This window comes from Cytobacillus sp. FSL R5-0377 (assembly GCF_038004385.1).
Classification (GTDB): domain Bacteria; phylum Bacillota; class Bacilli; order Bacillales; family Cytobacillaceae; genus Cytobacillus.
Genome location: NZ_JBBORA010000001.1, coordinates 3,201,046 through 3,225,514 on the forward strand (window position 1 = coordinate 3,201,046; position 24,469 = coordinate 3,225,514).

The 24,469-nt window shown below is 42.7% G+C and carries 25 protein-coding genes; 18 read left to right on the forward strand and 7 right to left on the reverse strand.

Annotated features, from left to right (window positions below; genetic code table 11):
* Nucleotides 1-446: 446 nt before the first annotated feature.
* Nucleotides 447-665, forward strand: coding sequence for a hypothetical protein (locus NSQ49_RS16320; RefSeq protein WP_159867831.1), 219 nt, complete (start codon nt 447-449; stop codon nt 663-665).
* Between the two features lie 101 nt (nt 666-766).
* Here NSQ49_RS16320 and NSQ49_RS16325 read toward each other — a convergent pair whose 3' ends face one another.
* Nucleotides 767-1,300 carry a hypothetical protein gene (locus NSQ49_RS16325; RefSeq protein ID WP_251284851.1) on the reverse strand — a complete coding sequence of 178 codons (534 nt, stop codon included), beginning with the start codon at nt 1,298-1,300 and terminating at the stop codon, nt 767-769.
* Between the two features lie 236 nt (nt 1,301-1,536).
* Between NSQ49_RS16325 and kapD the strand changes: the two genes are divergently transcribed.
* The gene (gene kapD / locus NSQ49_RS16330) at nt 1,537-2,157 is read left to right on the forward strand and encodes a 3'-5' exonuclease KapD (RefSeq protein WP_159867825.1); all 621 of its coding nucleotides are present in this window, start codon (nt 1,537-1,539) and stop codon (nt 2,155-2,157) included.
* Between the two features lie 40 nt (nt 2,158-2,197).
* Here the strand turns inward: kapD and NSQ49_RS16335 are convergent, their stop codons facing one another.
* A complete protein-coding gene (locus tag NSQ49_RS16335; protein WP_251284852.1) occupies nt 2,198-2,578 on the reverse strand; it encodes a kinase-associated lipoprotein B in 381 nt (126 codons plus the stop codon).
* A gap of 120 nt (nt 2,579-2,698) precedes the next feature.
* Here NSQ49_RS16335 and NSQ49_RS16340 point away from each other — a divergent pair, with 120 nt between their 5' ends.
* The 5 genes from NSQ49_RS16340 to NSQ49_RS16360 all read left to right on the forward strand — a co-directional run bounded on the left by NSQ49_RS16340 (nt 2,699) and on the right by NSQ49_RS16360 (nt 6,179).
* Nucleotides 2,699-3,430: a peptidylprolyl isomerase gene (locus NSQ49_RS16340; protein WP_285871220.1), complete on the forward strand. Its 732-nt coding sequence runs from the start codon at nt 2,699-2,701 to the stop codon at nt 3,428-3,430.
* 75 nt (nt 3,431-3,505) lie between these two features.
* Entirely contained in the window at nt 3,506-3,715 is a 210-nt protein-coding gene (locus tag NSQ49_RS16345; protein ID WP_159867816.1) for a hypothetical protein, read from the forward strand.
* Between the two features lie 416 nt (nt 3,716-4,131).
* Nucleotides 4,132-4,695 (forward strand): superoxide dismutase family protein, encoded by a 564-nt coding sequence (locus tag NSQ49_RS16350; RefSeq protein WP_159867813.1) that lies wholly within the window; start codon nt 4,132-4,134, stop codon nt 4,693-4,695.
* Between the two features lie 99 nt (nt 4,696-4,794).
* Nucleotides 4,795-5,169 (forward strand): PH domain-containing protein, encoded by a 375-nt coding sequence (locus NSQ49_RS16355; RefSeq protein WP_159867810.1) that lies wholly within the window; start codon nt 4,795-4,797, stop codon nt 5,167-5,169.
* A gap of 89 nt (nt 5,170-5,258) precedes the next feature.
* Nucleotides 5,259-6,179 carry a nuclease-related domain-containing protein gene (locus NSQ49_RS16360; RefSeq protein ID WP_341070887.1) on the forward strand — a complete coding sequence of 307 codons (921 nt, stop codon included), beginning with the start codon at nt 5,259-5,261 and terminating at the stop codon, nt 6,177-6,179.
* Between the two features lie 1,335 nt (nt 6,180-7,514).
* On the opposite strand, the gene NSQ49_RS16365 is transcribed toward NSQ49_RS16360, so the two are convergent.
* Nucleotides 7,515-8,684, reverse strand: a complete 1,170-nt coding sequence (locus tag NSQ49_RS16365; RefSeq protein ID WP_285871225.1) for a MalY/PatB family protein — start codon at nt 8,682-8,684, stop codon at nt 7,515-7,517.
* A 113-nt stretch (nt 8,685-8,797) separates the two neighbouring features.
* Between NSQ49_RS16365 and NSQ49_RS16370 the strand changes: the two genes are divergently transcribed.
* Nucleotides 8,798-9,058, forward strand: coding sequence for a DUF1871 family protein (locus NSQ49_RS16370; RefSeq protein WP_159867801.1), 261 nt, complete (start codon nt 8,798-8,800; stop codon nt 9,056-9,058).
* A 39-nt stretch (nt 9,059-9,097) separates the two neighbouring features.
* Here NSQ49_RS16370 and NSQ49_RS16375 read toward each other — a convergent pair whose 3' ends face one another.
* Nucleotides 9,098-9,940 carry an alpha/beta fold hydrolase gene (locus NSQ49_RS16375; RefSeq protein WP_251284853.1) on the reverse strand — a complete coding sequence of 281 codons (843 nt, stop codon included), beginning with the start codon at nt 9,938-9,940 and terminating at the stop codon, nt 9,098-9,100.
* 176 nt (nt 9,941-10,116) lie between these two features.
* Here NSQ49_RS16375 and NSQ49_RS16380 point away from each other — a divergent pair, with 176 nt between their 5' ends.
* Together NSQ49_RS16380 and NSQ49_RS16385 are read left to right on the forward strand one after the other, a co-directional pair.
* A complete protein-coding gene (locus NSQ49_RS16380; RefSeq protein ID WP_159867795.1) occupies nt 10,117-10,620 on the forward strand; it encodes an Lrp/AsnC family transcriptional regulator in 504 nt (167 codons plus the stop codon).
* Nucleotides 10,620-11,795, forward strand: a complete 1,176-nt coding sequence (locus NSQ49_RS16385) for an aminotransferase (RefSeq protein ID WP_159867792.1) — start codon at nt 10,620-10,622, stop codon at nt 11,793-11,795. The genes NSQ49_RS16380 and NSQ49_RS16385 overlap by 1 nt, the downstream gene beginning before the upstream one ends.
* Nucleotides 11,796-11,898: 103 nt before the next feature.
* Here NSQ49_RS16385 and NSQ49_RS16390 read toward each other — a convergent pair whose 3' ends face one another.
* Nucleotides 11,899-12,267 carry a helix-turn-helix domain-containing protein gene (locus NSQ49_RS16390; protein WP_159867789.1) on the reverse strand — a complete coding sequence of 123 codons (369 nt, stop codon included), beginning with the start codon at nt 12,265-12,267 and terminating at the stop codon, nt 11,899-11,901.
* Nucleotides 12,268-12,528: 261 nt separating this feature from the next.
* Here NSQ49_RS16390 and yugI point away from each other — a divergent pair, with 261 nt between their 5' ends.
* From yugI to NSQ49_RS16405, 3 genes are all read left to right on the forward strand, one after another.
* Nucleotides 12,529-12,927: a S1 domain-containing post-transcriptional regulator GSP13 gene (gene yugI, locus NSQ49_RS16395; protein ID WP_035332058.1), complete on the forward strand. Its 399-nt coding sequence runs from the start codon at nt 12,529-12,531 to the stop codon at nt 12,925-12,927.
* A 244-nt stretch (nt 12,928-13,171) separates the two neighbouring features.
* Nucleotides 13,172-14,608 carry a Na+/H+ antiporter NhaC gene (gene nhaC / locus NSQ49_RS16400; protein WP_159867786.1) on the forward strand — a complete coding sequence of 479 codons (1,437 nt, stop codon included), beginning with the start codon at nt 13,172-13,174 and terminating at the stop codon, nt 14,606-14,608.
* Nucleotides 14,609-14,745: 137 nt separating this feature from the next.
* Nucleotides 14,746-15,111 carry a group I truncated hemoglobin gene (locus NSQ49_RS16405; protein ID WP_159867783.1) on the forward strand — a complete coding sequence of 122 codons (366 nt, stop codon included), beginning with the start codon at nt 14,746-14,748 and terminating at the stop codon, nt 15,109-15,111.
* Between the two features lie 64 nt (nt 15,112-15,175).
* Here NSQ49_RS16405 and NSQ49_RS16410 read toward each other — a convergent pair whose 3' ends face one another.
* Complete coding sequence (locus NSQ49_RS16410; RefSeq protein ID WP_159867780.1) at nt 15,176-16,597, reverse strand: sigma-54 interaction domain-containing protein; 1,422 nt, start codon at nt 16,595-16,597, stop codon at nt 15,176-15,178.
* A 206-nt stretch (nt 16,598-16,803) separates the two neighbouring features.
* Between NSQ49_RS16410 and pruA the strand changes: the two genes are divergently transcribed.
* The 3 genes from pruA (at nt 16,804) to NSQ49_RS16425 (ending at nt 21,061) form a co-directional block, all read left to right on the forward strand.
* Nucleotides 16,804-18,351, forward strand: a complete 1,548-nt coding sequence (pruA, locus tag NSQ49_RS16415; RefSeq protein ID WP_251284854.1) for an L-glutamate gamma-semialdehyde dehydrogenase — start codon at nt 16,804-16,806, stop codon at nt 18,349-18,351.
* Nucleotides 18,352-18,471: 120 nt separating this feature from the next.
* Nucleotides 18,472-19,671, forward strand: coding sequence for an ornithine--oxo-acid transaminase (locus NSQ49_RS16420; RefSeq protein ID WP_159871175.1), 1,200 nt, complete (start codon nt 18,472-18,474; stop codon nt 19,669-19,671).
* A gap of 103 nt (nt 19,672-19,774) precedes the next feature.
* Entirely contained in the window at nt 19,775-21,061 is a 1,287-nt protein-coding gene (locus NSQ49_RS16425) for a Glu/Leu/Phe/Val family dehydrogenase (protein WP_159871181.1), read from the forward strand.
* Between the two features lie 70 nt (nt 21,062-21,131).
* Here the strand turns inward: NSQ49_RS16425 and NSQ49_RS16430 are convergent, their stop codons facing one another.
* Nucleotides 21,132-21,365: a DUF378 domain-containing protein gene (locus tag NSQ49_RS16430; protein WP_251284855.1), complete on the reverse strand. Its 234-nt coding sequence runs from the start codon at nt 21,363-21,365 to the stop codon at nt 21,132-21,134.
* Between the two features lie 164 nt (nt 21,366-21,529).
* On the opposite strand from NSQ49_RS16430, the gene NSQ49_RS16435 reads away from it, so the two are divergent.
* Both NSQ49_RS16435 and NSQ49_RS16440 read left to right on the forward strand, forming a co-directional pair.
* Nucleotides 21,530-22,693, forward strand: a complete 1,164-nt coding sequence (locus NSQ49_RS16435) for an iron-containing alcohol dehydrogenase (RefSeq protein WP_159871169.1) — start codon at nt 21,530-21,532, stop codon at nt 22,691-22,693.
* Between the two features lie 204 nt (nt 22,694-22,897).
* A complete protein-coding gene (locus NSQ49_RS16440) occupies nt 22,898-24,247 on the forward strand; it encodes a glucose-6-phosphate isomerase (protein WP_159871166.1) in 1,350 nt (449 codons plus the stop codon).
* Nucleotides 24,248-24,469 lie beyond the last annotated feature (222 nt).

Sequence of the window (24,469 nt, forward strand, 5' to 3'; positions counted from 1 at the left end):
ATTACCCCCTTTAAATTAATTGCGAGTTATTCAACAAAGTATCCTATTAGGCAGCTTGATGAAGCAGCTATATGTGGCTTCTAACAGTTCGGGAAATTTGGAAAATTGTATTTTTCTTCCGCAGTATGTATAAGTCTGTTTCTGCAATTAGAAAGCGCTTAATAAAAGTTTTTCCACCTTCCCCCATATTATCCAGCCAGGCAGGCAAGCTTGACATGCCATAGTCATATTACTATCCGCTCATACACCTCAGAACAAATTATAACCTAAAAAGAAAGTCTGTGCATTCTTCCAACCCTTATCAGTAAAGGATTTATCCATTCTTATTAAATAGGTAGAAACACGAATGAATCAGGAAAAATTTTTTTGAAAAAATATATAAAAAGGAAACACTTTTGTATAAAAAATCATTCATTCAAGCACACTATTTTTAGGTGGTGTTATGCATGATTAAACATAAAATTTCAGCAGCCATTACAATCTTTGCCCTGCTATTTGCAGGCGCCTGGATATTGGATCATCAAACTAAAAGGGAATTCTATATTCCCGTTGACGAAGAAGTGGTCGAATTATTACCGGCAGAAAATCAAGTGGAAGCTGGAAATGAACGAAACCTGAAGGTATTTGAACCGCGAGAATATGTGAGGATACAGGCAGCATCATAAGGATGGCAAAAGTGCCTTCTCAAGAGAAACAGCTGGGGCAGGCGCTGAAGCTGTGCAGCAAAAAGAGGATGTGCCGAAGCTCATCCTCTTTATCTGCTGTATTAAAATTTACTGCGGCTGCGGTTGTGGAAAATCATGATTGCCAGCGGAACCGTAATGATAAAGGAAAGGAAAAACAGGAAGAGTAACTTGGAGAAGAGGGTAATTCTTTTCTCGATATCATCTACATATCTTTCGAAAAACTCCCTGATTGAATCATTGCCAAGCACATTGGAAGCTGTCAGGAATTCTTTTTTGTCAAAATCATAGTAAAAGAAATCTTTTTTCTTAAAGATAAATAGGTCATCCCGTTTTTGTTCAAATTCCAGAAAAACAATGCCAATATGGGAAGTATATTCCTCAATAGCCTCTTCATTTTCAGATGTTTTCGGGTCATCAGAGGTAACGGCCTTCGTTACCTGTCCCTGCATTCCGTAAGCATCAATGACTGAAAAGGAGTTTTCATTGTAATAATGGACTGTGCTGCGCAGCTGTTCTTCTAATATGTCTTCAAATTCTTTTTCCGCACCAGCAGGCATTAGAGATCCCACTGACAGCAGGACTGCAAACAAAAAACACCATATTCCTTTTTTCATTCCATGCCCCCCTTTTCTCTATCTGTCTCTAAAAATTAATAGAATATGGTTAATGTGTATGCTCTGAACAATGGAAATATACAGCTTGCCGGCCGGTTGTTCCATTAATAGATTTATAGATAAGGACATCATGGAGAATTTACGGCAAAAAACAATTTGATCAGAAAATTGAAATATTTCATGATATAATATAAGAAATTAAGTCCGTTTAAATTTAAGGTAAAGCAGGTGAAAAAATGGGGGAGGAACATCAATACCTTTTTATTGACTTTGAGTTTACAATGCCTGATAAAGGCAGTGCTTTCAGAGGATTTTTTCCGGAAATTATTGAAGCTGGCATTGTATCAGTTATCAGCAATCAGGTTTGTGAAGAGTTCTCTTCATATGTATCTCCGGTCCGGTTTCCTATATTGTCTGAACGGTGTAAATCCTTTCTGCATATATCACAGGAACAAGTGGATCAGGGGATTGATTTTCTTGAATTAGTGGAGAAAATGAAGAATATGAACAGAAATCGTCCTTGCACAATCGTTACTTGGGGAAATATGGATATGAAGGTGCTTAGAAATAATTGCATCCAGGCTGGAGTTGAATTTCCTTTCAGAGGCAGGGAAGTGGACCTTTCGATGGAATATAAGCGATTCTTTGGTGACCAAAATCAGACAGGATTATGGAAAGCCGTCCAGGAATACGGCAAGGAAGGAACAGGAAAACATCACCGTGCTCTTGATGATGCCTTGACGACTTACAATATTTTCAGATTGGTAGAAAAGGATAAAAAATATCTGCAAAAGCCGGAGCCAACGACAATTGGCGACCGGGTGGACTTCTCGAAGCTATTTAATAAATTTGCCTGACAAGCCAAATCTATCAAAGCGATTTGGCTTGTTTTCATTATTACCTAAAGTAATCTTTCTCCAGGGAATCGAGGTTTCTGATGCTTTGCTCCGCCCATGGGGAAGAATCTCCTTCAAGCTCGGTTCTCATTTTATCCAGAGCTATCTGCAGCGAATCCATATAGTCTGGTATTTCTTCTTTGAAAGGCTTTACCATTTGTTTGGGCACATTGGTCTGCTCTCTGTAAGCAAGCGCCCGGCGTTCATGAAAAAGCATCACATCCGCTTGTTTAGGGTTATGCAAATCGCCCTGCATTGGATGTTTTAGGACCCCCAGTACTCTGACCAGATAATGCTGCGGCCGGATATCTGTTACTTCCCCTATATATTTGCCCGTTTTATAGATGGCTGTTACTTTGTCGCCAATCTTTACTTCTGCCAACCTAACCTCTCCTTTTACATTTTCTTTAGCCCCTATTATGAAGCCTGAAAAAACAAAGTGCAAATTTTCAATAAATCAGGTAAGCTAAAAAATGATGAATTTTTTATAGGAGGCTGAACCATGAAATTGCGTATGTTAACTCCCATCCTCATTCTGATGATAATTCTGTCAGCATGCGGGACAAACACTGAGAAAGAAGCGGACAATGCAAATGGCTCTGAAACGGAAGAAAAACAGACAAATAACGAGGCAGCCGAAGCTCCGGACAATTTTCCGCAGCTGACTGAAGAAGTACAGGGAAATGAAAGACTGGTGGAAATGAAGACATCAAAAGGGAATATTAAAATTAAACTTTTCCCGGACCAGGCTCCGAAAGCTGTTGAGAATTTCATTAAGCACAGCGAAGATGGCTACTACGATGGGGTGATTTTTCACCGTGTCATTCAGGACTTTATGATCCAGGGCGGCGATCCTGATGGAACCGGAATGGGTGGAGAAAGTATTTACGGCGAAGCGTTTGAGGATGAATTCTCTAATGAGCTTTATAATATCCGCGGAGCTTTATCCATGGCCAATTCCGGTCCAAATACTAATGGAAGCCAATTCTTTATTGTTCAGAACAAAACCCTTGACCCAAGCCTGAAAGAACAAATGGAAAAGGCTGGTTATCCGGAAGAAATCATCAAGGCATATGAAAAAGGCGGTACAGCTTGGCTTGACAACAAGCACACAGTCTTTGGGCAAGTTATCGAGGGAATGGATGTAGTAGATAGCATCGCAGCGGTTGAAACAGGCGAACAGGACAAGCCTGTGGAAGATGTGGTCATTGAAAAGATCGAGGTATTGAAATAAGTTCATTGGACTGTGCAATCATTGCTGATATAATAATTTAATGGACACTGCTTTTAGCAGAAAGGATTGATTAGAATGCTGCAATGGTATGTACTGTCACTGTTTCTATATTTTCCTGAAGATAAATCAGAATATGGCCCTGCAGCTGTAACGTTCGCCATCTTCTTAGTCGGCGCCATTCTGACCATGAGATTAATTATCCGTGTTTCAAGGCGCGAAGCTGCCAAAGCGAAGGAACTTGAAGAGCGCATTGACAGGCAAAATAGACAAGAGGGGAACAGCTGAGCAGCTGTTCTTTTTTTGTTTGGCTGTTTTCGTAAAGGCTATTGCTATTTGTATTATATTTACTGACTTGGTTGTAGCGGAAGGTGCGAGATCCTCGAAAATGCATGCGTATTTTCTTCGTGCGGTGCGTACGCTAGGAAGTTTATTCAATGATTTGCGGGAGTAGCAGGACAGGTGAGACCCCGCAGACGCGCAGCGCCGAGGAGGCTCACCGCCTGCCCCGCGGAAAGCGAGCATCCTCTCGCTACAATCAACGGGCAACATTAATAAGTGAAAAACAACAATTTATACGAAAAGAGCCTTTTGTTTTGATAACGGTCCAGCGCCTGCTCCTTAGGGTCCTTGAGCTTTTCCTGTTTATTAGTAAAGTGATTGGGCAACACTAAAGGCAAATTGTCTTGATGGAGGATTCAATCATGAAAAAAGCTTTAATGCTGGGGTTTGTTCTTCTTCTGTCCGGCTGCGGGGAAGAGAACATTACCAATACAGAAGTTGAAATGTTTAATGCTGCAGGTGATTCATTAGGTACCATTAAGGTCGAGGAGCAGGCGAGCGGAGTAAAATTGAGCGGAGATCTGAGCGGGCTGCCGCCGGGGGAACTGGCCATACATATTCATGAAAAAGCAAAATGCGAACCCCCAGATTTCAAATCTGCCGGGAATCATTTCAATCCTGATAATAAGGATCATGGGCTGCTGCATCCAAAGGGCTCCCATGCGGGTGATCTTCCCAACCTGATTGTCGAGGATGACGGCAAGGTTAAGATTGATTTCATGGCTCCTCAGGTCACGTTGAAGGAAGACAAAACTTCGCTGCTGACAAAGGAAGGGACCTCCATAGTCATCCATGAAGGGCCGGACGATGGCATGACTCAGCCTGCAGGGGATTCCGGAGAACGCATTGCCTGTGGCCGTATTTCTAAAGATAAAGAAGAAAAAGGGCAGAAAAAAGCACAGGACGATCCGTCTACAGAAGAATAATATCTGAAGGCTTTCCTGAGAGGGAAAGCCTTTATCACTGGGAATTTTTCCGGACGATCAAGTATAATGGAGTTAAACCTTATATTGGAGGTTAGTTAGATGGGACTTTTCGATGGTTTTATCGGCAATGCATCAGAAGCAGACGTTAAGGAGGTCGAGGACGAATTTTCAGCAGTCCTTGCTCCGAGTGAACAGGTTGAAAAAGCCTACAGGCTCGTCCGAGATTTGTTCATTTTTACAAACAGGCGCCTGATATTGGTGGATAAGCAGGGAATCACAGGGAAAAAAATCGAATATCATAGCATTCCTTATAAAAGCATAACCCATTTTAGCATTGAGACCGCAGGCAGCTTTGATCTTGAGGCCGAATTGAAAATATGGATTTCAGGATCAGACGAACCGATTGAAAAACATTTTAATAAAAGCTTGAACATTTACGAAGTGCAGAGCGTACTTGCTGAATATGTACTGTAAATCCCCTTGCTTGAACCGCGAGGGGATTTTGCTTGTGAGTATGGAAAATTTTTCTTAAAATAAAATTAGTCCAATACGAGAGGTGAAATATGAATAATAGACCCCGATTCGAATCAAGGGAGCTGGAATTGCTGCGTATCCTGTCCCGCCGTCTTGAACTGCCGTTGAAAGAGGAAAACCAGTATCTGTTTTTACAAAAAGGCTTTGAAGGCGAGCTTCATTTTGACAGGGAACTTCAGAACTTTCCGGACTCTTTTATCATTCTAAATGATCTCCTGCTGGAAAGCAGCAATACCCACTTCCAAATTGATACCCTCCTTATCGCCGGCAGCACTCTTTTTGTCTTTGAAGTAAAAAACTACGAAGGAGACTACTGCATTGAAAACGAAAGATGGTATTCCCTTCCCTCCAAAATAGAAATAAAAAATCCTCTTCTTCAGCTGCAGAGATGCGAAACGCTTTTACGGGCACTCCTAAAAGAACTAGGCTTTCACCTTCCCATTAAATCTCATCTCATATTTATCAACCCAGGCTTTCAGCTTTATCAGGCTCCACTAAATATACCCGCCGTATTTCCTCCACAGCTAAAACGATTCCTTGAGAAATTAAAAAACACCCCAAATGTCACAACATCAAGAAACATGAAGCTGGCCGAGCAGTTAAATGCCCGCTGTTTGAAAGAGAACCCATACATGCGAAAGCCGGAATATAATTATACCCAATTGCGAAAAGGGGTTCCGTGTGATTCGTGTTCTTCGTTTTTAACCTCGTTAACCCAAGGTTACTTAACGTGCGGGGAATGTGGTTTGAAGGAAAAGGCGGATACAGCGATAATTCGTTGCGTGAATGAATATAAGGTTTTGTTTCCAGATCGGAAGATAACTACCAAAACAATCGTTGATTGGTGTGGTGGTGCTTTTTCGGAGAAAACTGTGCGGAGGGTACTAAGCAGGAAATATATCATTCAAGGACATGGAAAGTATTCTTATTATACTGAACAGCAGAATTGAGTCATCAGAGAATTATTAAAGCCAATAATGGTGAACTAGAAAAAATGGATGCCATAAAGGTTTCTTGAGGCCGAAAAGGAGGGCCAAGAAAAGAAAACGGTCGCCATGAAGGGTTCATGAAGCCGAAAAGGAAGGTCAAGAAAAGAAAACGGTCGCCATGAAGCGATCATGAAGCCGAAAAGGAGGGTCAAGAAAAGAAAACGGTCGCCATAAAAGCATTAATGAAGCCGAAAAGGAAGGTCAAGAAAAGAAAACGGTCGCCATGAAGCGATCATGAAGCCGAAAAGGAGGCCCAAGAGAAGAAAACGGTCGCCATGAAGGGTTCATGAAGCCGAAAAGGAGGGCCAAGAAAAGAAAACGGTCGCCATGAAGGGTTCATGAAGCCGAAAAGGAGGGTCAAGAAAAGAAAACGGTCGCCATAAAAGCATTCATGAAGCCGAAAAGGAGGGCCAAGAAAAGAAAACAGTCGCCATAAAAGCATTAATGAAGCCGAAAAGGAAGGTCAAGAAAAGAAAACGGTCGCCATGAAGCGATCGCCATGAAGGCCCAAGAAAAGAAAATCGCCATGAAGCGATCATGAAGCCGAAAAGGAGGCCCAAGAGAAGAAAACGGTCGCCATGAAGGGTCCATGAAGCCCAAAAGGAGGGCCAAGAAAAGAAAACGGTCGCCATGAAGGGTTCATGAAGCCGAAAAGGAGGGCCAAGAAAAGAAAACGGTCGCCATATAGCATTCATGAAGCCGAAAAGGAGGCCCAAGAGAAGAAAACGGTCACCATGAAGCATTCATGAAGGCGAAAAGGAGGGCCAAGAAAAGAAAACAGTCGCCATAAAAGCATTAATGAAGCCGAAAAGGAAGGTCAAGAAAAGAAAACGGTCGCCATGAAGCGATCATGAGGGCGAAAAGGAGGGCCAAGAAAAGAAAACGGTCACCATGAAGCGATCATGAAGGCGAAAAAGAGGCCCAAGAGAAGAAAACGGTCGCCATGAAGGGTTCATGAAGCCGAAAAGGAGGGCCAAGAAAAGAAAACGGTCGCCATGAAGGGTTCATGAAGCCGAAAAGGAGGGCCAAGAAAAGAAAACAGTCGCCATAAAAGCATTAATGAAGCCGAAAAGGAAGGTCAAGAAAAGAAAACGGTCACCATGAAGCATTCATGAAGCCGAAAAGGAGGGCCAAGAAAAGAAAACGGTCACCATGAAGCGTTCATGAAGCCGAAAAGGGGGGCAAAGAGAAGAAAACGGGGCACCATAAAGCATTCATGAAACCGAACAATGGAATCGACCATCCCAGCACAAGCCCAAAAAAAGCACGGCCCCCAGGCCGTGCCTCCAAATACAATCACTCAAAAGCCCGCTTTAGCCTCTCCAGCCCCTCCGCCAATACTTCATGCGGGCAGGCAATATTCATTCGGACAAAGCCTTCACCGCCCGGCCCGTATTTTGGACCAGGTTCCAGGGCGAGTTTCCCTTTTTCCAATAGATGTTTGCGGAGTTCGGCATCACTTAAACCTAATTCGCGGCAATCCATCCATAGCAGATAGGTGCCATCCGGCTCCATCAGGCGAATGCCGGGAAGATGCTCACCAATAAACTCAGCTGCTGTTCGTTTGTTTTCAGCGAGATAATCCATTAGACTGTTAAGCCATCCTTCTCCATGGCGATAGGCTGCTTCCATGCCGATGATTCCAAAGGCGGACAGCGTAAAAAATCCCTGCTTGTGCTGTTCTGCCTGAAAAGCCTTTCGCAGTTTCTTATTGCTTATAATCGCAGCGGAAGCTTGTATTCCTGCGAGGTTCCAGGTTTTCGTCGGAGCTATGCAGGTGACCGTGATGTCTGCAAATCGTGGATCCATTGAAGCAATGGGATAATGTTTTTTGCCATCATAAATTAAATCAGAATGAATTTCATCGGAAAGAATAAGGCAATCATATTTTACACAGAGTTCCCCTATTTTCCTGAGTTCCTCATCATCCCACATACGTCCTCCCGGATTGTGCGGATTGCATAGGAGGAATAGCTTCACTCCCTCTTTCAATTTGTTTTCAAAATCGGCAAAATCAATTTCGTATCGGCCATTCTCGAGCTTCAGCTGAGAATTAACGACTTTGCGTCCATTTTGTTTAATCATCTCAAAGAAAGGAGTATATACGGGAGACTGGACCAGTACCTTATCCTCATTTTTCGTAAAAGCCCGGATGGCAGTTGCGATGGATGGAACCACTCCGCTGCTGTATAAAATCCACTCATTAAGGACTTTCCAGTCATGACGCTTGTTAACCCACTGTCCGATGGACTCCGCGGTTGAGTCAGGAGCAAACGTGTATCCGTAGACCCCGTGTGCTATTCTTTCTTCTATCGCTTTCTTCACTTCATCGGGTGGCTGAAAATCCATATCTGCTACCCACATCGGCAATACATCGGTTCTGCCGAATACCTCCCTGGTCATATCCCACTTAACAGAAGCTGTATTTTCCCTGCTAATTTTCTGATGGAACTTAAAACGATCCAACCCTGTCACCGCCTTTAGAATTCTTTTATGTACCCTGACTCTATGATATGATATTGAAGCTAATAATTAAAATATTGCGGCTTCATTCAGCCGAATAATAATAGGTGATAGAAATGGAAATGCAGCAAACGAATCTTTTGCTTGTCTATACTCTGGATCAGTGGGATCCATTTGGAGTGGGGCCGGGCAATTATGTCACTGAAATTGCAGATACAATTCAGGCAGTTCATGATCTGGATGATCAGATGGAATTAGCCAGGAGGATTCAAGCTATATATGAATTTTCCTTTGAGGAAGTCATCCCTCTGGACAATTGCAAGGAAATTTCCGTACGTCTCCTTGAAATCAAGAATAATGGCTCCTGCGCTATGTAAAGTGAAAAGTGGCAGCTCTCCTTCCAAGGGCTGCCATTTTTATCTGCGGACCTGGACAGAATTAATAAAACTCCTAATATGCTTAAGGACATCTTCCGGCCGCTCTTCCGGCACGAGATGACCGGTTTCTTTTAAAACTACCAGCCTGGAATTCTTCAGGTCATTATTCAGCCGTTTTCCGATATGAAGCGGAACGACCCGGTCATGTTCTCCCCATATTAGAAGACACGGTGTTTCAATTTTCTTCAATGCGGAGGCAGGCATATCGCCCTCCCTGTCGCGAATCATCCTGGTTAAAGCCAGGAAAATATCGTCTTCCAGAAATGGCGACAAATAGCCATAGAGCATTTCATCATCAATCATGGAATGATCATAGACAACATTTTTTAGATTTTGTTTTACCCCTGAGCGCTGCAGATATAATTTCACATATAGATGAAAGAATGGTATGTAGCTTGAAAAAATGAGATGCGGCTTCATTCGTTTCATATATCCTGAGCTGCACAGCAGTACCGCCTGATCAACCAGGTCAGGCTTGGAATGTGCAACATTTAAAACAATTTGTCCCCCCATGGAATGCCCTATTAATGTGACTTTTTCAAAGCCCAGCTTTTCTGATAAGCGGATAACCGTATCAGCCAGGTTTTTATATGAATAGACGAATTGCTTGGATTTCCCGCTTTTCCCGAAGGGCGGCAAATCCATCGATACCACATTGAATTCTGTTTGCAGCAGAGGAATCAGCCTGCGGAAGCTAAAGGTGGATGACAGAAAACCGTGCAGCAGAACCAGTGTATTCCTTGAGGACTCATGTTTATAGTATTCATAATAAACATCCGTTCCGTTAATGGGCTCTATTCCTGAAAATGTCGCTTGTTCCAAGGGCCATCCCCCTCCTAGACTCAGTTTCACAGTATTTTCCCCTTAATCTTAAACTTGACACATATGATTTTAAAGAAATTAATAAATAATGAAAGTGACACATTTATTTTTCGAAGTTTTTGCTATAATGTAACTATTTTATAGAGTAAATCACTAAAGGATGGGAGCGACAAGTAGTGAAATTAAATGAAAAGCAAATCGAAGTTCTGGAAATTTTAGAAAATAACAGTGCGCGAATTCCTGTGGAAGACATAGCGAAAATGGCTCAACTAAGCGTGGCGGAGACGGAAACCATTTTAGATAAGCTTGAGGAAATGAAAGTGCTGGTGCGTTTTAATTCTGTTATTGACTGGTCAAAGGTGGATGGCCATGAGGGAGTAACAGCTATGATTGATGTGAAGGTCGCTCCAAAGCGCGGGGTAGGATTCGATGAAGTTGCTCAGAGAATTTACCGTTTTAAAGAGGTGAGATCTGTCTATCTAATGTCCGGCGCATATGATCTTTCTGTTATCATTGAAGGCCGTTCCATGAATGAGGTTGCCCGATTTGTATCGGAAAAGCTGTCGACTCTCGATTCGGTCTTGTCGACAACGACACATTTTATTCTCAAAAAATATAAGCATGACGGCACAATTTTCGAACAAAATGAAGATGACAAACGAATTGTGGTGTCACCGTAATGAATGGAATGAAGCCTTATTTATCCCAAACGGTAAAAGAGCTTAAGCCTTCCGGGATTCGCCGCTTTTTCGACCTTGCAGCAGGAATGGAAGGAGTCATTTCCCTTGGGGTAGGAGAACCTGATTTCATCACACCCTGGTCCGTGCGTGAAGCAGCTATCCTCTCTCTTGAGCAGGGATATACCTCTTATACGGCTAATGCCGGTCTAATGGAGCTGCGTGAGGAAATTGCAGGCTATATGCTGAAAAGCTTCGGAGTTTCTTATTCTCCCCAAAGTGAAATAATCGTTACGGTGGGAGCGAGCCAGGCATTGGATATTTCTCTAAGGGCCATACTTGATCCGGGGGATGAAGTCATAGTGGTTGAACCCAGCTTTGTTTCCTATGTTCCCTTGGTTACTCTTGCGGGAGGTGTGCCTGTCCAGGTTCAGACTTTAAAGGAGAATGGGTTTAAGATTCTGCCTGAGCAGCTGGAAAAGGCAATAACCCGCCGGACAAAAGCCATTATACTTTGTTCCCCCAATAATCCAACTGGAACCATGTTAAGCGGTGATGAACTGAACGCAATCGCCCAAATAGCTGAAAAATACGATTTGCTGGTTCTTTCTGATGAGATATATGCGGAGCTTGCTTATGATGGCGAGTATACGAGTTTTGCCGCCATCAAAGAGATGAAGAAAAGAACAATTTTAATTTCCGGATTCTCAAAGGGGTTTGCAATGACAGGCTGGAGATTGGGGTTTGTCTGCGCTCCTGAGGAGATCTCGCAGGCTATGCTGAAAATTCACCAGTATGCGATGATGTGTGCGCCTACGATGGCACAGTTTGCTGCACTTGAAGCCTTGAAGACAGGCAGATCAGATGTCGAGGGTATGAAAAAGAGCTATAAGCGCCGTCGGAATTATTTTGTTCAGTCTCTAAATGAACTTGGATTAACATGCCATATGCCGGGGGGAGCCTTTTATGCTTTCCCATCTATTGAAAGTACCGGGCTTTCTTCTGAAGCATTTGCAGAAAAGCTGCTGCTGGAGGAAAAGGTAGCGGTAGTGCCAGGAAATATTTTTGGAGAAAGCGGGGAAGGCCATGTACGCTGCTCTTATGCCACTTCCATGGAACTTCTGCAGGAAGCAATCAAGAAAATTAGCCATTTCTTAATTCAAAATCAGAAGGCATAAAAAAAGGACAATCCACAACAGATTGTCAACTTCAAAAAGGGGGGAATACTAGAAAGCCTTATACTTCAAGGCTAACCAGTATTCCCTTTTTATATACTTCCTTTTATAAAACTTTTTGATCATATTTAATTTCATAAAGCATCTGCATGACACGGAGGAAATCTTCCTCACTGAATTCCTTAGCTTTCCGCAAAATGAGCTTTGCTTTTTTTGTGCCAATTTCACGCACAAGCTGTTCAATTTCAAAATCAATTCCGGACTGGCCTTTATGCAGTTCCTGTTCAAGCAATTCGGATGCTGGAATATCCAGGGCTGTTGAGATCTTTAATACTGTCTGTGTATCAGGTATCTGATCCCCATTTTCGTATTTTGCAATCGTTCCCGTTCCTACTCTCACCTTTAATGCGAGCTGCTGCTGGGTCATATTTGCACGTTCGCGGCAAGCTTTAATGTTAGGGCCAATATTTGACATGTCCATCACTCCCACTAACAGTTTTTTCTATTTAAATTTTATCATGGTGAACTCAAGAACCTAGCTGTACTTCATGAACATTTAGTTAACAAACAAAAGAATGTCTACATATTGTTTGCAGATTGTTTTATTATAATGAATGACTGTCGGTTATTCATTTGGAGTTAAAATGTCTGAGGTATTTGATATTTTTATCAAGTTGTGATATAATTTTTTATTGCGTATAAAAGATAAAATTTGAATTTAAATAGGAGTGTTTTCATGTCTGAGAAAATCGAAGTAGGCAGTGTTATTACAGGAAAGGTAACGGGTATTCAGCCATATGGTGCGTTCGTGGCATTAGATGAGAATACACAGGGATTAGTTCATATTTCCGAAGTGACTCATGGTTTCGTAAAAGATATTAATGAGCATCTTAAAGTGGGAGATGAAGTAAAAGTTAAGGTACTTTCTGTTGACGAAGCAGCAGGAAAAATCGGTTTATCAATCCGTGCAACAGAAGAAGCGCCACAAGCAGAGGCAAAAGCAAGAAAGCCTCGCAAGCGCCAGGCAGCTCCAATCAAAATGGAAGACGAGTCTGCACAGGGATTCAATACACTTAAGGATAAGCTTCAAGAGTGGATTGACCAGTCACAGCGCGAAGATCTTATTAAGAAGTAATAAAAATGAAAGCCGGGTTTTGATGCCCGGTTTTTTATTTTTATTATAGGTGCAAAAGATATTTGCTCTTTGTGCAAAATGAGCGGGCGCTCGAAAATTTATTTTGCATGCTAACCTACATAAAACGGCTAGAAATTAAATTGTTTTAGGGTAAATAGTCTGAAAAATGTCCCAATTTTATATCTTGGCATTAATCTTGCAATAGTTAAACCAACAGACGTGTAACTTTAAGAGGAGGAAAATTATGAAAGAAACAACAGGAAAGAAAATTCCCTTCTGGTTTGCAGTGCTGCCGCTGCTGGTAATGATTGCTGCAATGATTGTGACGATTGTTAAGTTTGAGGGAAGCCCTCATGTGCCATTGATTGCCGGAACGATTGTATCCGCTATCATTGCCTGGCGTTTTAATTATAAGTGGAATGATATTGAGGAAGGTTTTTATAAAGGAATTAAGCTGGCGCTTCCGGCTATTTTAATTATTATAATGGTGGGCTTGACGATTGGATCCTGGATTGGCGGCGGAATTGTAGCGACCATGGTCTTTTATGGATTAAAGCTTATGACGCCATCCATGTTTTTAGTCTCAATTTGTATTATCTGTGCCATTGTTACTCTAGCAATCGGAAGCTCATGGTCTACAATGGGAACGATTGGCGTCGCAGGAATGGGAATTGGAATCAGCATGGGCATCCCTGCTCCAATGGTGGCGGGAGCTATCATCTCAGGCGCCTATTTCGGGGATAAAATGTCACCGCTGTCCGACACGACTAATCTAGCTGCGGGAATCACAGGCACGGATCTTTTTGAGCATATAAGACATATGTTCTACACAACCCTTCCGGCGCTGGCCGTTGCTATTATTGCTTATTGGTTTTTGGGAAGGCAATTTGGCGGAGACGATTTGAATAGTGATAAAATTACTGGTGTCATGAATGTTTTATCAGAGAACTTCGTCATCTCTCCTTGGCTATTACTGGTACCAGTAATAGTTATAGGGTTAGTGGCTAAAAAGGTGCCTGCATTGCCTGCGCTTGCGGTGGGTATTTTCCTTGGCTGGCTATGCCATATTTTTGTTCAGGGCGGTGCTGTGGGTGATGCCGTCAACACTCTTCAAGGCGGGTTCTCAATTGAATCAGGCAACACAATGGTGGACGAGCTTTTCAATAGAGGCGGCATTGACGATATGATGTACACCGTGTCCCTTACAATTGTAGCGATGGCCTTTGGAGGAGTTATGGAGCAGACAGGCATGTTAAAAGCCATAGTTGAACAGATACTGAAATTGGCCCGTTCAGCAAGAAGCTTAGTTGCAACTACCGTACTGTCTGCCTTTTTTACAAATATAGCAGCTGCAGAGCAGTATATTTCTATTCTGCTGCCGGGCAGAATGTACTCACAGGCATTTAAGGATAAAAATCTGCAATCTAAAAATCTTTCACGGGCACTTGAAGATGGAGGTACCGTCACGTCCGTTTTTGTTCCATGGAATACATGTGCGGTGTTTATCATGTCAACACTGTCCGTTCATCCATTTGAATATGCACCATACGCGATTTTAAATTTCACTGTGCCGATCCTGGCTATTATCTTTGCGATGATTGGCTACAAAATTACATTCATGAGTGAACAGGAACGAAAAGAAATAATTGAAAAAGATGAAGAAGATCAACTGGTTTCTTAAATTTCAGGCTCCGTACCCTCGGAGTCTTTTTGTTTTTTGAAAAAAATAATAGGGTAAAGTAAATTGATTCGAATTGTGATTTTTGAATAGGAACTTTCTGTTAGAAAAGAATAAGCTTGTTGAAAGGAGAGATAAATATGGCAGAGCAGACTCTTTATGAAAAAGTTGGCGGCGGAGAATCTATTGAAAAGGTTGTCGATTATTTTTACGAGGAATTGGTATTGAAGGATCAGACTGTTAATCAGTTTTTCGAGCATACCGATATGGTAAAGCAGAAGCGCCATCAATCCAAGTTCATCAGCTATGCTTTGGGGGGGCCTAATCAATATACAGGAAACTCTATGGCTAAAGCTCATGAGGGCATGAATCTGCAGCCCGAACACTTTGATGCAATTGCCAAGCATCTGCATGATGCACTGGCGCATTTTGGAGTGAGTGAGAGGGATATAGATGAAGCTTTGACACGTGTTGCAGCGCTGCGTGATGATATTCTATACAAATAAGCTCCCAGCCGGGAGCTTATTTGTTTTTTATCCGATTTTCAACAGATCTTTTATCTCGAATCAGTCAGCTGTTTTCTTTCCTGAATTCGTATTTCCTCAGCCGATACTGCAGATTTTGCCGGCTCATGCCAAGTGATTTTGCGGCTTGGGTTATATTATTGCCATGGTGTTTAAGAACTTTCTTTAAATAGTATTTCTCAGCTTCCTGCATATATTGTTCCAGTGTTTTATCAGGCTTGTTTTTCTGAATCATCAAATCCTCCAAAGGGCCGGCATCCTTCTGCTGGTCCTTGAATTGAGGCTTATTCCGGAAATGAAGAGGCAAATGCACATAGCTGATGGCTTCTTCCTGATCAATCAGATTCATGGCTCCTTCGATAATATGCTCCAGTTCTCGTACATTCCCCGGCCAGTCGTATTGCTCGAATTTACTCATTACTTCCTCTTCAATTTCCGCTACATTCATCCCAAAAAGCTGATTATATTTTTCTATGAAAAACTGTGCAAGATCCCGGATATCCTTTCTTCTATCCCGGAGAGGCGGAATAAAGAGGGACACAACACTCAGCCTGTAGTACAAATCTTTCCGCATCCTGCCTTCTGAAATAGCATCAATCGGGTCTTCATTTATGGTTGCTATGATTCTGACATCCACTGCCCGGTCTTTTGTATCTCCTACCCGGCGGACCGTTCTTTCCTGCAAAACTCTCAAAAGCTTTGCCTGAAGGGATGGATTAAGTGAGTTGATCTCATCCAGCAGTAATGTCCCGCCATTTGCCTGCTCAAATAATCCCGGCCTTTCAATCGAGCCTGTAAATGCCCCTTTCTTTGTGCCAAATAAAAGACCCTCTATCAGACTGTCCGGAAGTGCTGCGCAATTTTGAGAGATGAATGGCTTCGAAGAACGGCTGCTGCCATTATGGATGCTTTGGGCAAAAAGCTCTTTTCCTGTACCGGTCTCCCCGATTATCAGGACTGAGGAACTCGTCCGGGTTGCTCTTTTGCTTGCTTCAATTACTTCATGGATTTCGTCGCTTGAACCGATAATGCTATCAAAGGTATAACGGGTGTCTCCGCGTTTATTCATATTTTCTCTGATCAGCTTTTCAAGCTTGGTCACATCACGGGCGATTTCCATGGCGCCAATCTGTTCACCATCTTCAATAATCGGAAATGTATTATTTATTGTGGTAATTTCCTGCCCTATATTGTTAAAGTAGGTTTGTTTGGCATTTTTAATGCTGCTGCCATTCTTGAGCGCCTGAAGTAAGGTGCTATATTCGTCCTGGTTGAAAGAAAATACATCCAGCAGATTTTTATCCAATACATCTTCATAATCCATGCCTTCAATCTGGGCCATTTTTTTGTTGTAAAATGTGGTTCTTCCTTCCTCATTCACTACATGGACACCTACATCGATTTCATTTAATATCCGCTGAAAGATCTTGTTTTTTAATTGAAGCTGTTCGATTTCCCTGTGATTCATTGTAATCTCCTTCATTCGGCATTTTATTCAATAGTATATACTAAACCTAATGGGTGCAACATTAATTTGCACTAATAACAGAAAAACTGCAAAAATATTTTGCTTAAAGCTTATTAAATAGTGATTTATCAGCTTTTTTATATTGGCACAGTTCTTGCATTATATATGAGCGGATGAATATGAAAAGACAAAAGGAGGATGACTTCATGGTACAGACGTACAAACATGAACCTTTCACAAACTTTAAAGAAGAAGATAACCGCGAAGCATACTTACAGGGATTAAAAACAGTCGAAAGCTATTTAGGACAGGACTATGATCTATTAATAGGCGGAGAAAGAATCTCTACTGAAGATAAAATTGTATCCATCAATCCTTCTAATAAAGAAGAAGTAGTTGGCCGTGTTTCAAAGGCAAACCGCGAGCTTGCGGAAAAAGCGATGCAGGCTGCTGTGGAAGCATTCAAAACATGGAGAAAAGTGAAGCCGGAAACACGTGCAGATGTTTTATTCAAAGCTGCTGCGATTATCCGCCGCCGCAAGCATGAGTTTTCTGCCCTTTTAACAAAGGAAGCAGGTAAGCCTTGGAATGAGGCAGATGCTGATACTGCGGAAGCGATTGACTTCCTTGAGTACTATGCACGCCAGATCTTAAAAATTAAAGACGGTGTTCCAGTTAACAGCCGTCCAAACGAATATAACCGTTATGACTACATTCCATTGGGAGTGGGCATCATCATCTCCCCTTGGAATTTCCCGCTTGCGATCATGGCCGGCACTACTGTTGCCGCAATCGTGGCAGGAAACACTGTTCTATTAAAACCAGCTTCCACTACACCGGTTGTGGCTGCGAAATTCGTAGAAGTGATGGAAGAAGCAGGCCTTCCGAAGGGCGTTCTAAACTTCGTGCCGGGCAGCGGGGCAGAAGTGGGCGACTACCTGGTTGACCATAAAGATACCCGCTTTATCTCCTTCACAGGTTCACGCGACGTGGGACTTCGCATCAACGAGCGCGCTTCCAAGTTAAATGAAGGCCAAATCTGGCTGAAGCGTGTCATCGCGGAAATGGGCGGCAAGGACACCATCGTTGTCGACAAAGATGCAGACCTTGAATTGGCTGCAACTTCCATCGTGGCATCTGCTTTCGGCTTCTCCGGCCAGAAGTGCTCTGCATGTTCACGTGCCGTTTTAGTAGAAGATGTTTATGATCAGGTTCTTAACCGTGTGGTGGAACTGACAAATGAATTAACGCAGGGCAATCCGGAAGACCAGAGCAATTATATGGGTCCAGTTATTGACCAGGCTGCATTTGATAAGATCATGAGCTACATCGAAATCGGTAAAGAAGAAGGCAAGCTGATGACAGGCGGAGAAGGAGACAGCTCAACAGGCTTCTTCATCAAGCCGACTGTATTTGCTGACCTTGCACCGGATGCACGCCTTATGCAGGAAGAGATCTTTGGTCCAGTTGTTGGTTTCACAAAAGCAAAAGATTTCGACCATGCGCTTGAAATAGCGAACAACACAGAGTACGGCTTAACAGGAGCTGTGATCACACAGAATCGCGAACACATCCAAAAAGCGCGCGAGGATTTTCATGTAGGAAACCTATACTTCAACCGCGGCTGTACAGGTGCGATCGTTGGATACCAGCCATTCGGCGGATTCAACATGTCAGGAACTGACTCTAAAGCGGGCGGACCTGACTACATTCTTCTGCATATGCAGGCGAAGACTACTTCTGAAATGTATTAAGACTTGCGGGCATGCGCGGGATATTTCATATCCCGTGCATGCTAAAACCTTAAATAGTTTAAAGTAGGATAGCTTAACGTTACAATAAAAAGGACTATTCTGAAAAAGGAGGAATTTTAATTGACTGAAGCGACAAAAACACATTCACTTATCGAACAAACTGAAAAATACGGGGCAAACAACTATCACCCGCTTCCAATCGTTATTTCAAAAGCGGAAGGTGTTTGGGTGGAAGATCCTGAAGGAAATAAATATATGGATATGCTTAGTGCCTATTCAGCAGTAAATCAGGGGCACCGCCATCCAAAAATTATCCAGGCGCTGAAGGATCAGGCGGACCGCGTAACGCTAACTTCCCGTGCTTTCCATAACGATCAGCTGGGGCCATGGTATGAAATGATTTGCAAACTGACAAATAAAGAAATGGCACTTCCGATGAATACAGGTGCGGAAGCGGTTGAAACGGCAATAAAAGCTGCGCGCCGCTGGGCTTATGATGTAAAAGGGGTGGCAGATAATCAGGCAGAGATCATTGCTTGTGTAGGTAACTTCCATGGCCGCACAATGACAGCGGTTTCGCTTTCTTCTGAAGAAGAATATAAGCGGGGTTTCGGACCTATGCTTCCTGGCATTAAGCTGATTCCTTACGGAGATCTGGATGCTCTTAAAGATGCGATCACTGAAAATACGGCCGCTTTTTTAATTGAGCCAATCCAGGGTGAAGCTGGCATTGTGATTCCTCCCGAAGGATTCCTGAAAAAAGCATATGAAACTTGTAAGGAGAACAATGTATTATTCATTGCAGATGAAATTCAGGCTGGACTTGCGCGTTCCGGAAAAATGTTTGCATGTGAATGGGAAGATGTAGATCCTGACATGTACATTTTAGGAAAAGCGCTTGGAGGAGGAGTATTCCCGATTTCCTGTGTGGTTGCGAATAAAGATGTTCTTGGGGTATTCAATCCTGGTTCACATGGTTCAACATTTGGAGGAAACCCAATGGCTTGTGCCGTATCGGTTGCTTCCATGAACGTATTGGTTGAAGAAAAGCTTGCAGAACGGTCCCTTCAATTGGGCGAATATTTCATGAACAAATTGAAAGAAATTAATAATCCTGTCATTAAAGAAGTGCGCGGCCGCGGCTTATTTATCGGTGTCGAGCTGAATGAACCGGCACGCAAATATTGTGAAGAGCTTAAAGAACAAGGATTGCTCTGCAAAGAAACGCATGACACGGTTATTCGTTTTGCCCCTCCTTTAGTTATTTCTGAGGAAGAGCTTGATTGGGCAATTGAAAGAATCAATAAAGTATTAAGCTGATTTATTTTTTAGAAAGTCGGCTCTGTATCTAAATTTGGTGATGCAGGGCTGGTTATGGAATATTGCTTCATTTTCCTAAATATTAAAATCAAGAGGTGCCATGATGGGAGCTGCAGGAGTAGCTGGTAAAGAAGCTGAACAAAAAATCGAAGAGTCTTTAAATTTATTTACTTCAACCCAAGTTGTGATCAAGGAGGCCTTGAACAAGCTCGGTTATGCAGATGAAATGTATGAGCTGCTGAAAGAGCCGCTGAGGATGCTCACGGTAAGGATTCCAATACGAATGGATGACGGGTCAATAAAAATTTTTACAGGCTACAGATCACAGCATAATGATGCGGTAGGACCGACAAAGGGCGGTGTCCGTTTTCATCCTGAAGTAAATGAGGATGAAGTAAAAGCTTTATCCATGTGGATGAGTTTGAAGTGCGGAATTGTGGATCTTCCATATGGAGGAGGTAAAGGCGGAATCATTTGTGATCCCCGTTCCATGTCAATGGGTGAACTGGAACGCTTAAGCCGGGGGTATGTAAGGGCAATCAGCCAAATCGTTGGCCCTACAAAGGATATACCTGCTCCAGATGTTTATACAAATTCACAGATCATGGCCTGGATGATGGATGAATACAGCCGCCTCCGGGAGTATGATTCTCCTGGATTCATTACTGGCAAACCGCTTGTTCTCGGCGGGTCGCAAGGAAGGGAAAAGGCAACGGCACAGGGTGTAGTGATCTGCATTGAAGAAGCTGCAAAAAAGCGGGGCATTTCTATTGAAGGAGCCCGTGTGGCAGTTCAGGGATTTGGAAATGCAGGAAGCTTCCTGGCTAAATTCATGTATGATGCAGGAGCTAAAGTAGTCGCTATTTCAGATGCTTATGGTGCTCTATATGATCCGAATGGATTGGATATTGATTATCTTCTGGATAGACGCGATAGCTTTGGAACGGTAACAACCCTGTTTGATAACACATTGACAAACGAAGAATTGCTTGAACTGGACTGCGATATCCTCGTTCCTGCGGCCGTATCCAATCAGATTACTGCTGCAAATGCCCATAATATTAAGGCACCCATCATTGTAGAGGCAGCAAACGGTCCAACCACTCTTGAAGCTACAAAAATTCTTTCAGACCGGGGAATCCTGCTTGTTCCAGATGTTTTGGCAAGCTCAGGCGGTGTAACTGTTTCCTATTTCGAATGGGTGCAGAACAACCAAGGGTATTATTGGACTGAAGAGGAAGTTACAGATAAGCTGAAAAAAGTGCTTGTACAGGCTTTTGATAATGTTTATCAGACTTCACAGCAAAGAAAAGTAAATATGCGTCTTGCAGCCTACATGGCTGGAGCAAGAAAAATGTCTGAAGCATCCCGCTTCAGAGGCTGGGTGTAATTCTGTTAACAGGGTAAAAATTTCGATTAAAAAATCCTTGCACAATATGTGCAAGGATTTTTTGCATATATTAACGGGATGGCCTTGCTTCAGGTTCTCTTTCCATTTCTTCGTTTGGTTTGAAGAGAAGGCCAAGGTTAATTAGGCCAGCGATGCCCACCAGACCATATATGATTCTTGAAAGGGCTGAATCCTGGCCGCCAAAGATAGCTGCCACAAGATCAAATTGGAAGAATCCGATTAACCCCCAGTTAATAGCTCCAATAATTGTAAGAACCAGTGCAATACGCTGAATGCCACTCATGATGTTTCCTCCTTAGTAGTATAGGTTCACTATTATGTTGCTGCACGTAAATAAAAAATATTCATTGTACTATTCGTAAAGGGCCATAATGAAGGATAGACGAACATACTTTTTGCATTAGCTGGAAGTTTGAAAGATAATGATTGGGAAAAGGAGATGGTGATGTGCAAAATTTTACCTTTTATAATCCGACTAAATTAATTTTTGGGAAAGATCAGCTGTCCCAATTGCAGACTGAAATTCCTCAGTACGGCAAGAAAGTGCTTGTTGTATATGGGGGAGGAAGCATTAAGCGTAATGGTTTATATCATGAAGTGATGGCTGAGCTAACTGAAATCGGTGCTGAAGTTTTTGAATTGGCAGGTGTTGAACCTAACCCAAGAATTTCCACCGTTCGCAAGGGTGTTGAAATCTGTAAAAATGAAGGCATCGACTTCCTGCTTGCTGTTGGCGGAGGGAGTGTAATCGATTGCACCAAGGCTATTGCTGCCGGTGCTAAATATGATGGCGATGCCTGGGATCTGGTTATCAAGAAAGCATTTGCGGCAGAAGCTCTGCCGTTTGGAACGGTTCTTACATTAGCTGCTACCGGTTCTGAAATGAATGCCGGATCTGTTATTACAAATTGGGAAACCAATGAAAAATACGGATGGGGCAGTCCTGTGACTTTTCCTAAATTCTCAATTCTTGATCCTGTTAATACGTTTACAGTGCCAAGAAATCAAACGGTGTATGGAATTGTCGATATGATGTCCCATGTGCTGGAGCATTATTTCCATCTTGAGGAAAATACTGATTTTCAGGATCGCATGTGTGAATCACTGCTGATTACCATAATGGAGGCAGCTCCTAAGCTTCTTGAAGACCTCGAAAGCTATGAGCATAGAGCAGTCATTTTATATTCCGGCACAATGGCTTTGAATGGTATTTTGAATATGGGATATCGAGGAGACTGGGCAACGCATAATATCGAGCATGCTGTATCGGCTGTTTACGATATTCCTCATGGCGGCGGCCTTGCCATTCTGTTCCCGAACTGGATGAAGCATAATCTAAAAGTGAAGCCAGAACGCTTTAAGCAGCTGGCTGTCCGTGTATTTAATGTGGATCAGGCAGGAAAAACGGATGAAGAGACAGCACTTGAAGGAATCGGAAAGCTTCGTGAATTCTGGAACAGCATTGGGGCGCCTTCCCGCCTGGCTGATTATGACATCGATGACAGCCAGATCGAATTGATGGCAGATAAAGCGACTGTCAATGGAGAATTTGGCAATTTTGCGAAATTGAATCATGCTGACGTAGTTTCAATCTACCGGGCTTCCCTGTAACATTCAGATATTGGACCCCGCCTTTAGCGGGGTCCTTTGACACTTTTCGCGGGAAATGACAATCATCTTTATGAGTAAAAAATATGTCAAAATTGGACACGCTTACAATATAGGATGATTCTTGATTAACTTTGGGGCTTTAGTTAAAGTGGAATAGAGATAACAGCACAGCTGTTTAAATTTGAGAAAAATTGGAGGACATTCATGACACACGTTCGTTTTGATTACTCAAAAGCACTTCCTTTTTTTGGCGAACATGAAATTACATATCTGCAGGATGCCGTAAAGGTTGCTCACCACTCCCTTCATGAACAAACTGGAGCAGGCAGCGACTATTTAGGCTGGATCGATCTGCCATCAAACTACGATAAAGAAGAGTTCTTACGCATTCAAAAAGCAGCCGAGAAAATTAAGAATGATTCCGATGTTCTTATTGTCATTGGAATTGGAGGCTCCTATCTTGGAGCACGTGCCGCTATTGAAATGCTGCAGCACAGCTTCTATAATGCACTTCCAAAAGAAAAGCGCAAAACTCCGCAGGTATTATTTGCCGGCAACAATATCAGCTCTTCATACATGAAGGATCTAATGGATCTCCTTGATGGAAAAGATTGGTCTATCAACGTGATTTCTAAATCAGGCACCACAACTGAACCAGCATTGGCTTTCCGTATTTTCCGCAAAATGCTTGAGGAAAAATATGGTGCAGAAGAAGCGCGTAAACGAATCTATGCTACGACTGACAAAACGAGAGGTGCTTTAAAAACTCTTGCGACAGAAGAGGGCTACGAGTCATTTATTATTCCTGATGATGTGGGAGGCCGCTATTCTGTTCTTACAGCAGTAGGCCTTTTGCCGATAGCTGTCAGCGGTGCAAATATTGAAGATATGATGAGCGGTGCAGCACAGGCACGAGAAGACTTCAGCAAATCTGAGCTTCAGGAGAACGCAGCCTATCAGTACGCTGCTGTCCGCAATGTTCTTTATAACAAAGGAAAAACGATTGAAATGCTGATTAACTATGAACCAGGCCTTCAATATTTTGCAGAGTGGTGGAAGCAGCTGTTCGGAGAAAGTGAAGGAAAGGACCAGAAAGGAATTTTTCCTTCTTCAGCCAACTTCTCCACTGATCTACATTCATTAGGCCAGTATGTGCAGGAAGGCCGCCGTGACCTTTTTGAAACGGTTATCAAAGTGGAAGAAGCGCGCCATGAACTTACCATTGAAAAGGCAGAAAATGATCTTGATGGTCTGAACTATCTTGCTGGTGAGACTGTTGATTTTGTGAATAATAAAGCCTTTGAAGGAACTATGCTTGCACATACAGACGGCGGGGTGCCAAACCTGATCGTTTCCATTCCGAAAATGGATGCCTATACATTTGGCTATCTGGTTTACTTCTTTGAGAAAGCATGTGCAATGAGCGGCTATCTTCTGGGAGTGAATCCATTTGACCAGCCGGGTGTTGAAGCATACAAAGTGAACATGTTTGCCCTTTTAGGAAAACCAGGATTTGAAGAGAAAAAAGCAGAACTTGAAAAGAGATTGAAGTAAGTATGAGAAGCGTCTGCCTGCGGGTGGGCGTTTTTTATTGGAGAAAATATATTCTGCCTTTTTTGTGCCTGAACTGGGCATTGCTGACATAAGGCGGAAAGTCGTATACTCAGAAGTTACATTAAGGAAGACACTGGCGTGTTTGTTATAGTGGGGCTGAAAAAGATTATCAACTGATTGAAGGCACATCGAATAGTTGCTTTCCAAAGACAAAAATGCAGC

Excerpts from the sequence above, each read along its gene's own strand:
- NSQ49_RS16320 (WP_159867831.1), top strand. The coding sequence starts at position 447 with ATGATTAAACATAAAATTTCAGCAGCCATTACAATCTTTGCCCTGCTA.
- NSQ49_RS16325 (WP_251284851.1), bottom strand. The coding sequence starts at position 1,300 with ATGAAAAAAGGAATATGGTGTTTTTTGTTTGCAGTCCTGCTGTCAGTG.
- kapD (WP_159867825.1), top strand. The coding sequence starts at position 1,537 with ATGGGGGAGGAACATCAATACCTTTTTATTGACTTTGAGTTTACAATG.
- NSQ49_RS16340 (WP_285871220.1), top strand. The coding sequence starts at position 2,699 with ATGAAATTGCGTATGTTAACTCCCATCCTCATTCTGATGATAATTCTG.
- NSQ49_RS16345 (WP_159867816.1), top strand. The coding sequence starts at position 3,506 with ATGCTGCAATGGTATGTACTGTCACTGTTTCTATATTTTCCTGAAGAT.
- NSQ49_RS16350 (WP_159867813.1), top strand. The coding sequence starts at position 4,132 with ATGAAAAAAGCTTTAATGCTGGGGTTTGTTCTTCTTCTGTCCGGCTGC.
- NSQ49_RS16355 (WP_159867810.1), top strand. The coding sequence starts at position 4,795 with ATGGGACTTTTCGATGGTTTTATCGGCAATGCATCAGAAGCAGACGTT.
- NSQ49_RS16360 (WP_341070887.1), top strand. The coding sequence starts at position 5,259 with ATGAATAATAGACCCCGATTCGAATCAAGGGAGCTGGAATTGCTGCGT.
- NSQ49_RS16370 (WP_159867801.1), top strand. The coding sequence starts at position 8,798 with ATGGAAATGCAGCAAACGAATCTTTTGCTTGTCTATACTCTGGATCAG.
- NSQ49_RS16385 (WP_159867792.1), top strand. The coding sequence starts at position 10,620 with ATGAATGGAATGAAGCCTTATTTATCCCAAACGGTAAAAGAGCTTAAG.
- NSQ49_RS16390 (WP_159867789.1), bottom strand. The coding sequence starts at position 12,267 with ATGTCAAATATTGGCCCTAACATTAAAGCTTGCCGCGAACGTGCAAAT.
- yugI (WP_035332058.1), top strand. The coding sequence starts at position 12,529 with ATGTCTGAGAAAATCGAAGTAGGCAGTGTTATTACAGGAAAGGTAACG.
- nhaC (WP_159867786.1), top strand. The coding sequence starts at position 13,172 with ATGAAAGAAACAACAGGAAAGAAAATTCCCTTCTGGTTTGCAGTGCTG.
- NSQ49_RS16405 (WP_159867783.1), top strand. The coding sequence starts at position 14,746 with ATGGCAGAGCAGACTCTTTATGAAAAAGTTGGCGGCGGAGAATCTATT.
- NSQ49_RS16410 (WP_159867780.1), bottom strand. The coding sequence starts at position 16,597 with ATGAATCACAGGGAAATCGAACAGCTTCAATTAAAAAACAAGATCTTT.
- pruA (WP_251284854.1), top strand. The coding sequence starts at position 16,804 with ATGGTACAGACGTACAAACATGAACCTTTCACAAACTTTAAAGAAGAA.
- NSQ49_RS16425 (WP_159871181.1), top strand. The coding sequence starts at position 19,775 with ATGGGAGCTGCAGGAGTAGCTGGTAAAGAAGCTGAACAAAAAATCGAA.
- NSQ49_RS16430 (WP_251284855.1), bottom strand. The coding sequence starts at position 21,365 with ATGAGTGGCATTCAGCGTATTGCACTGGTTCTTACAATTATTGGAGCT.
- NSQ49_RS16440 (WP_159871166.1), top strand. The coding sequence starts at position 22,898 with ATGACACACGTTCGTTTTGATTACTCAAAAGCACTTCCTTTTTTTGGC.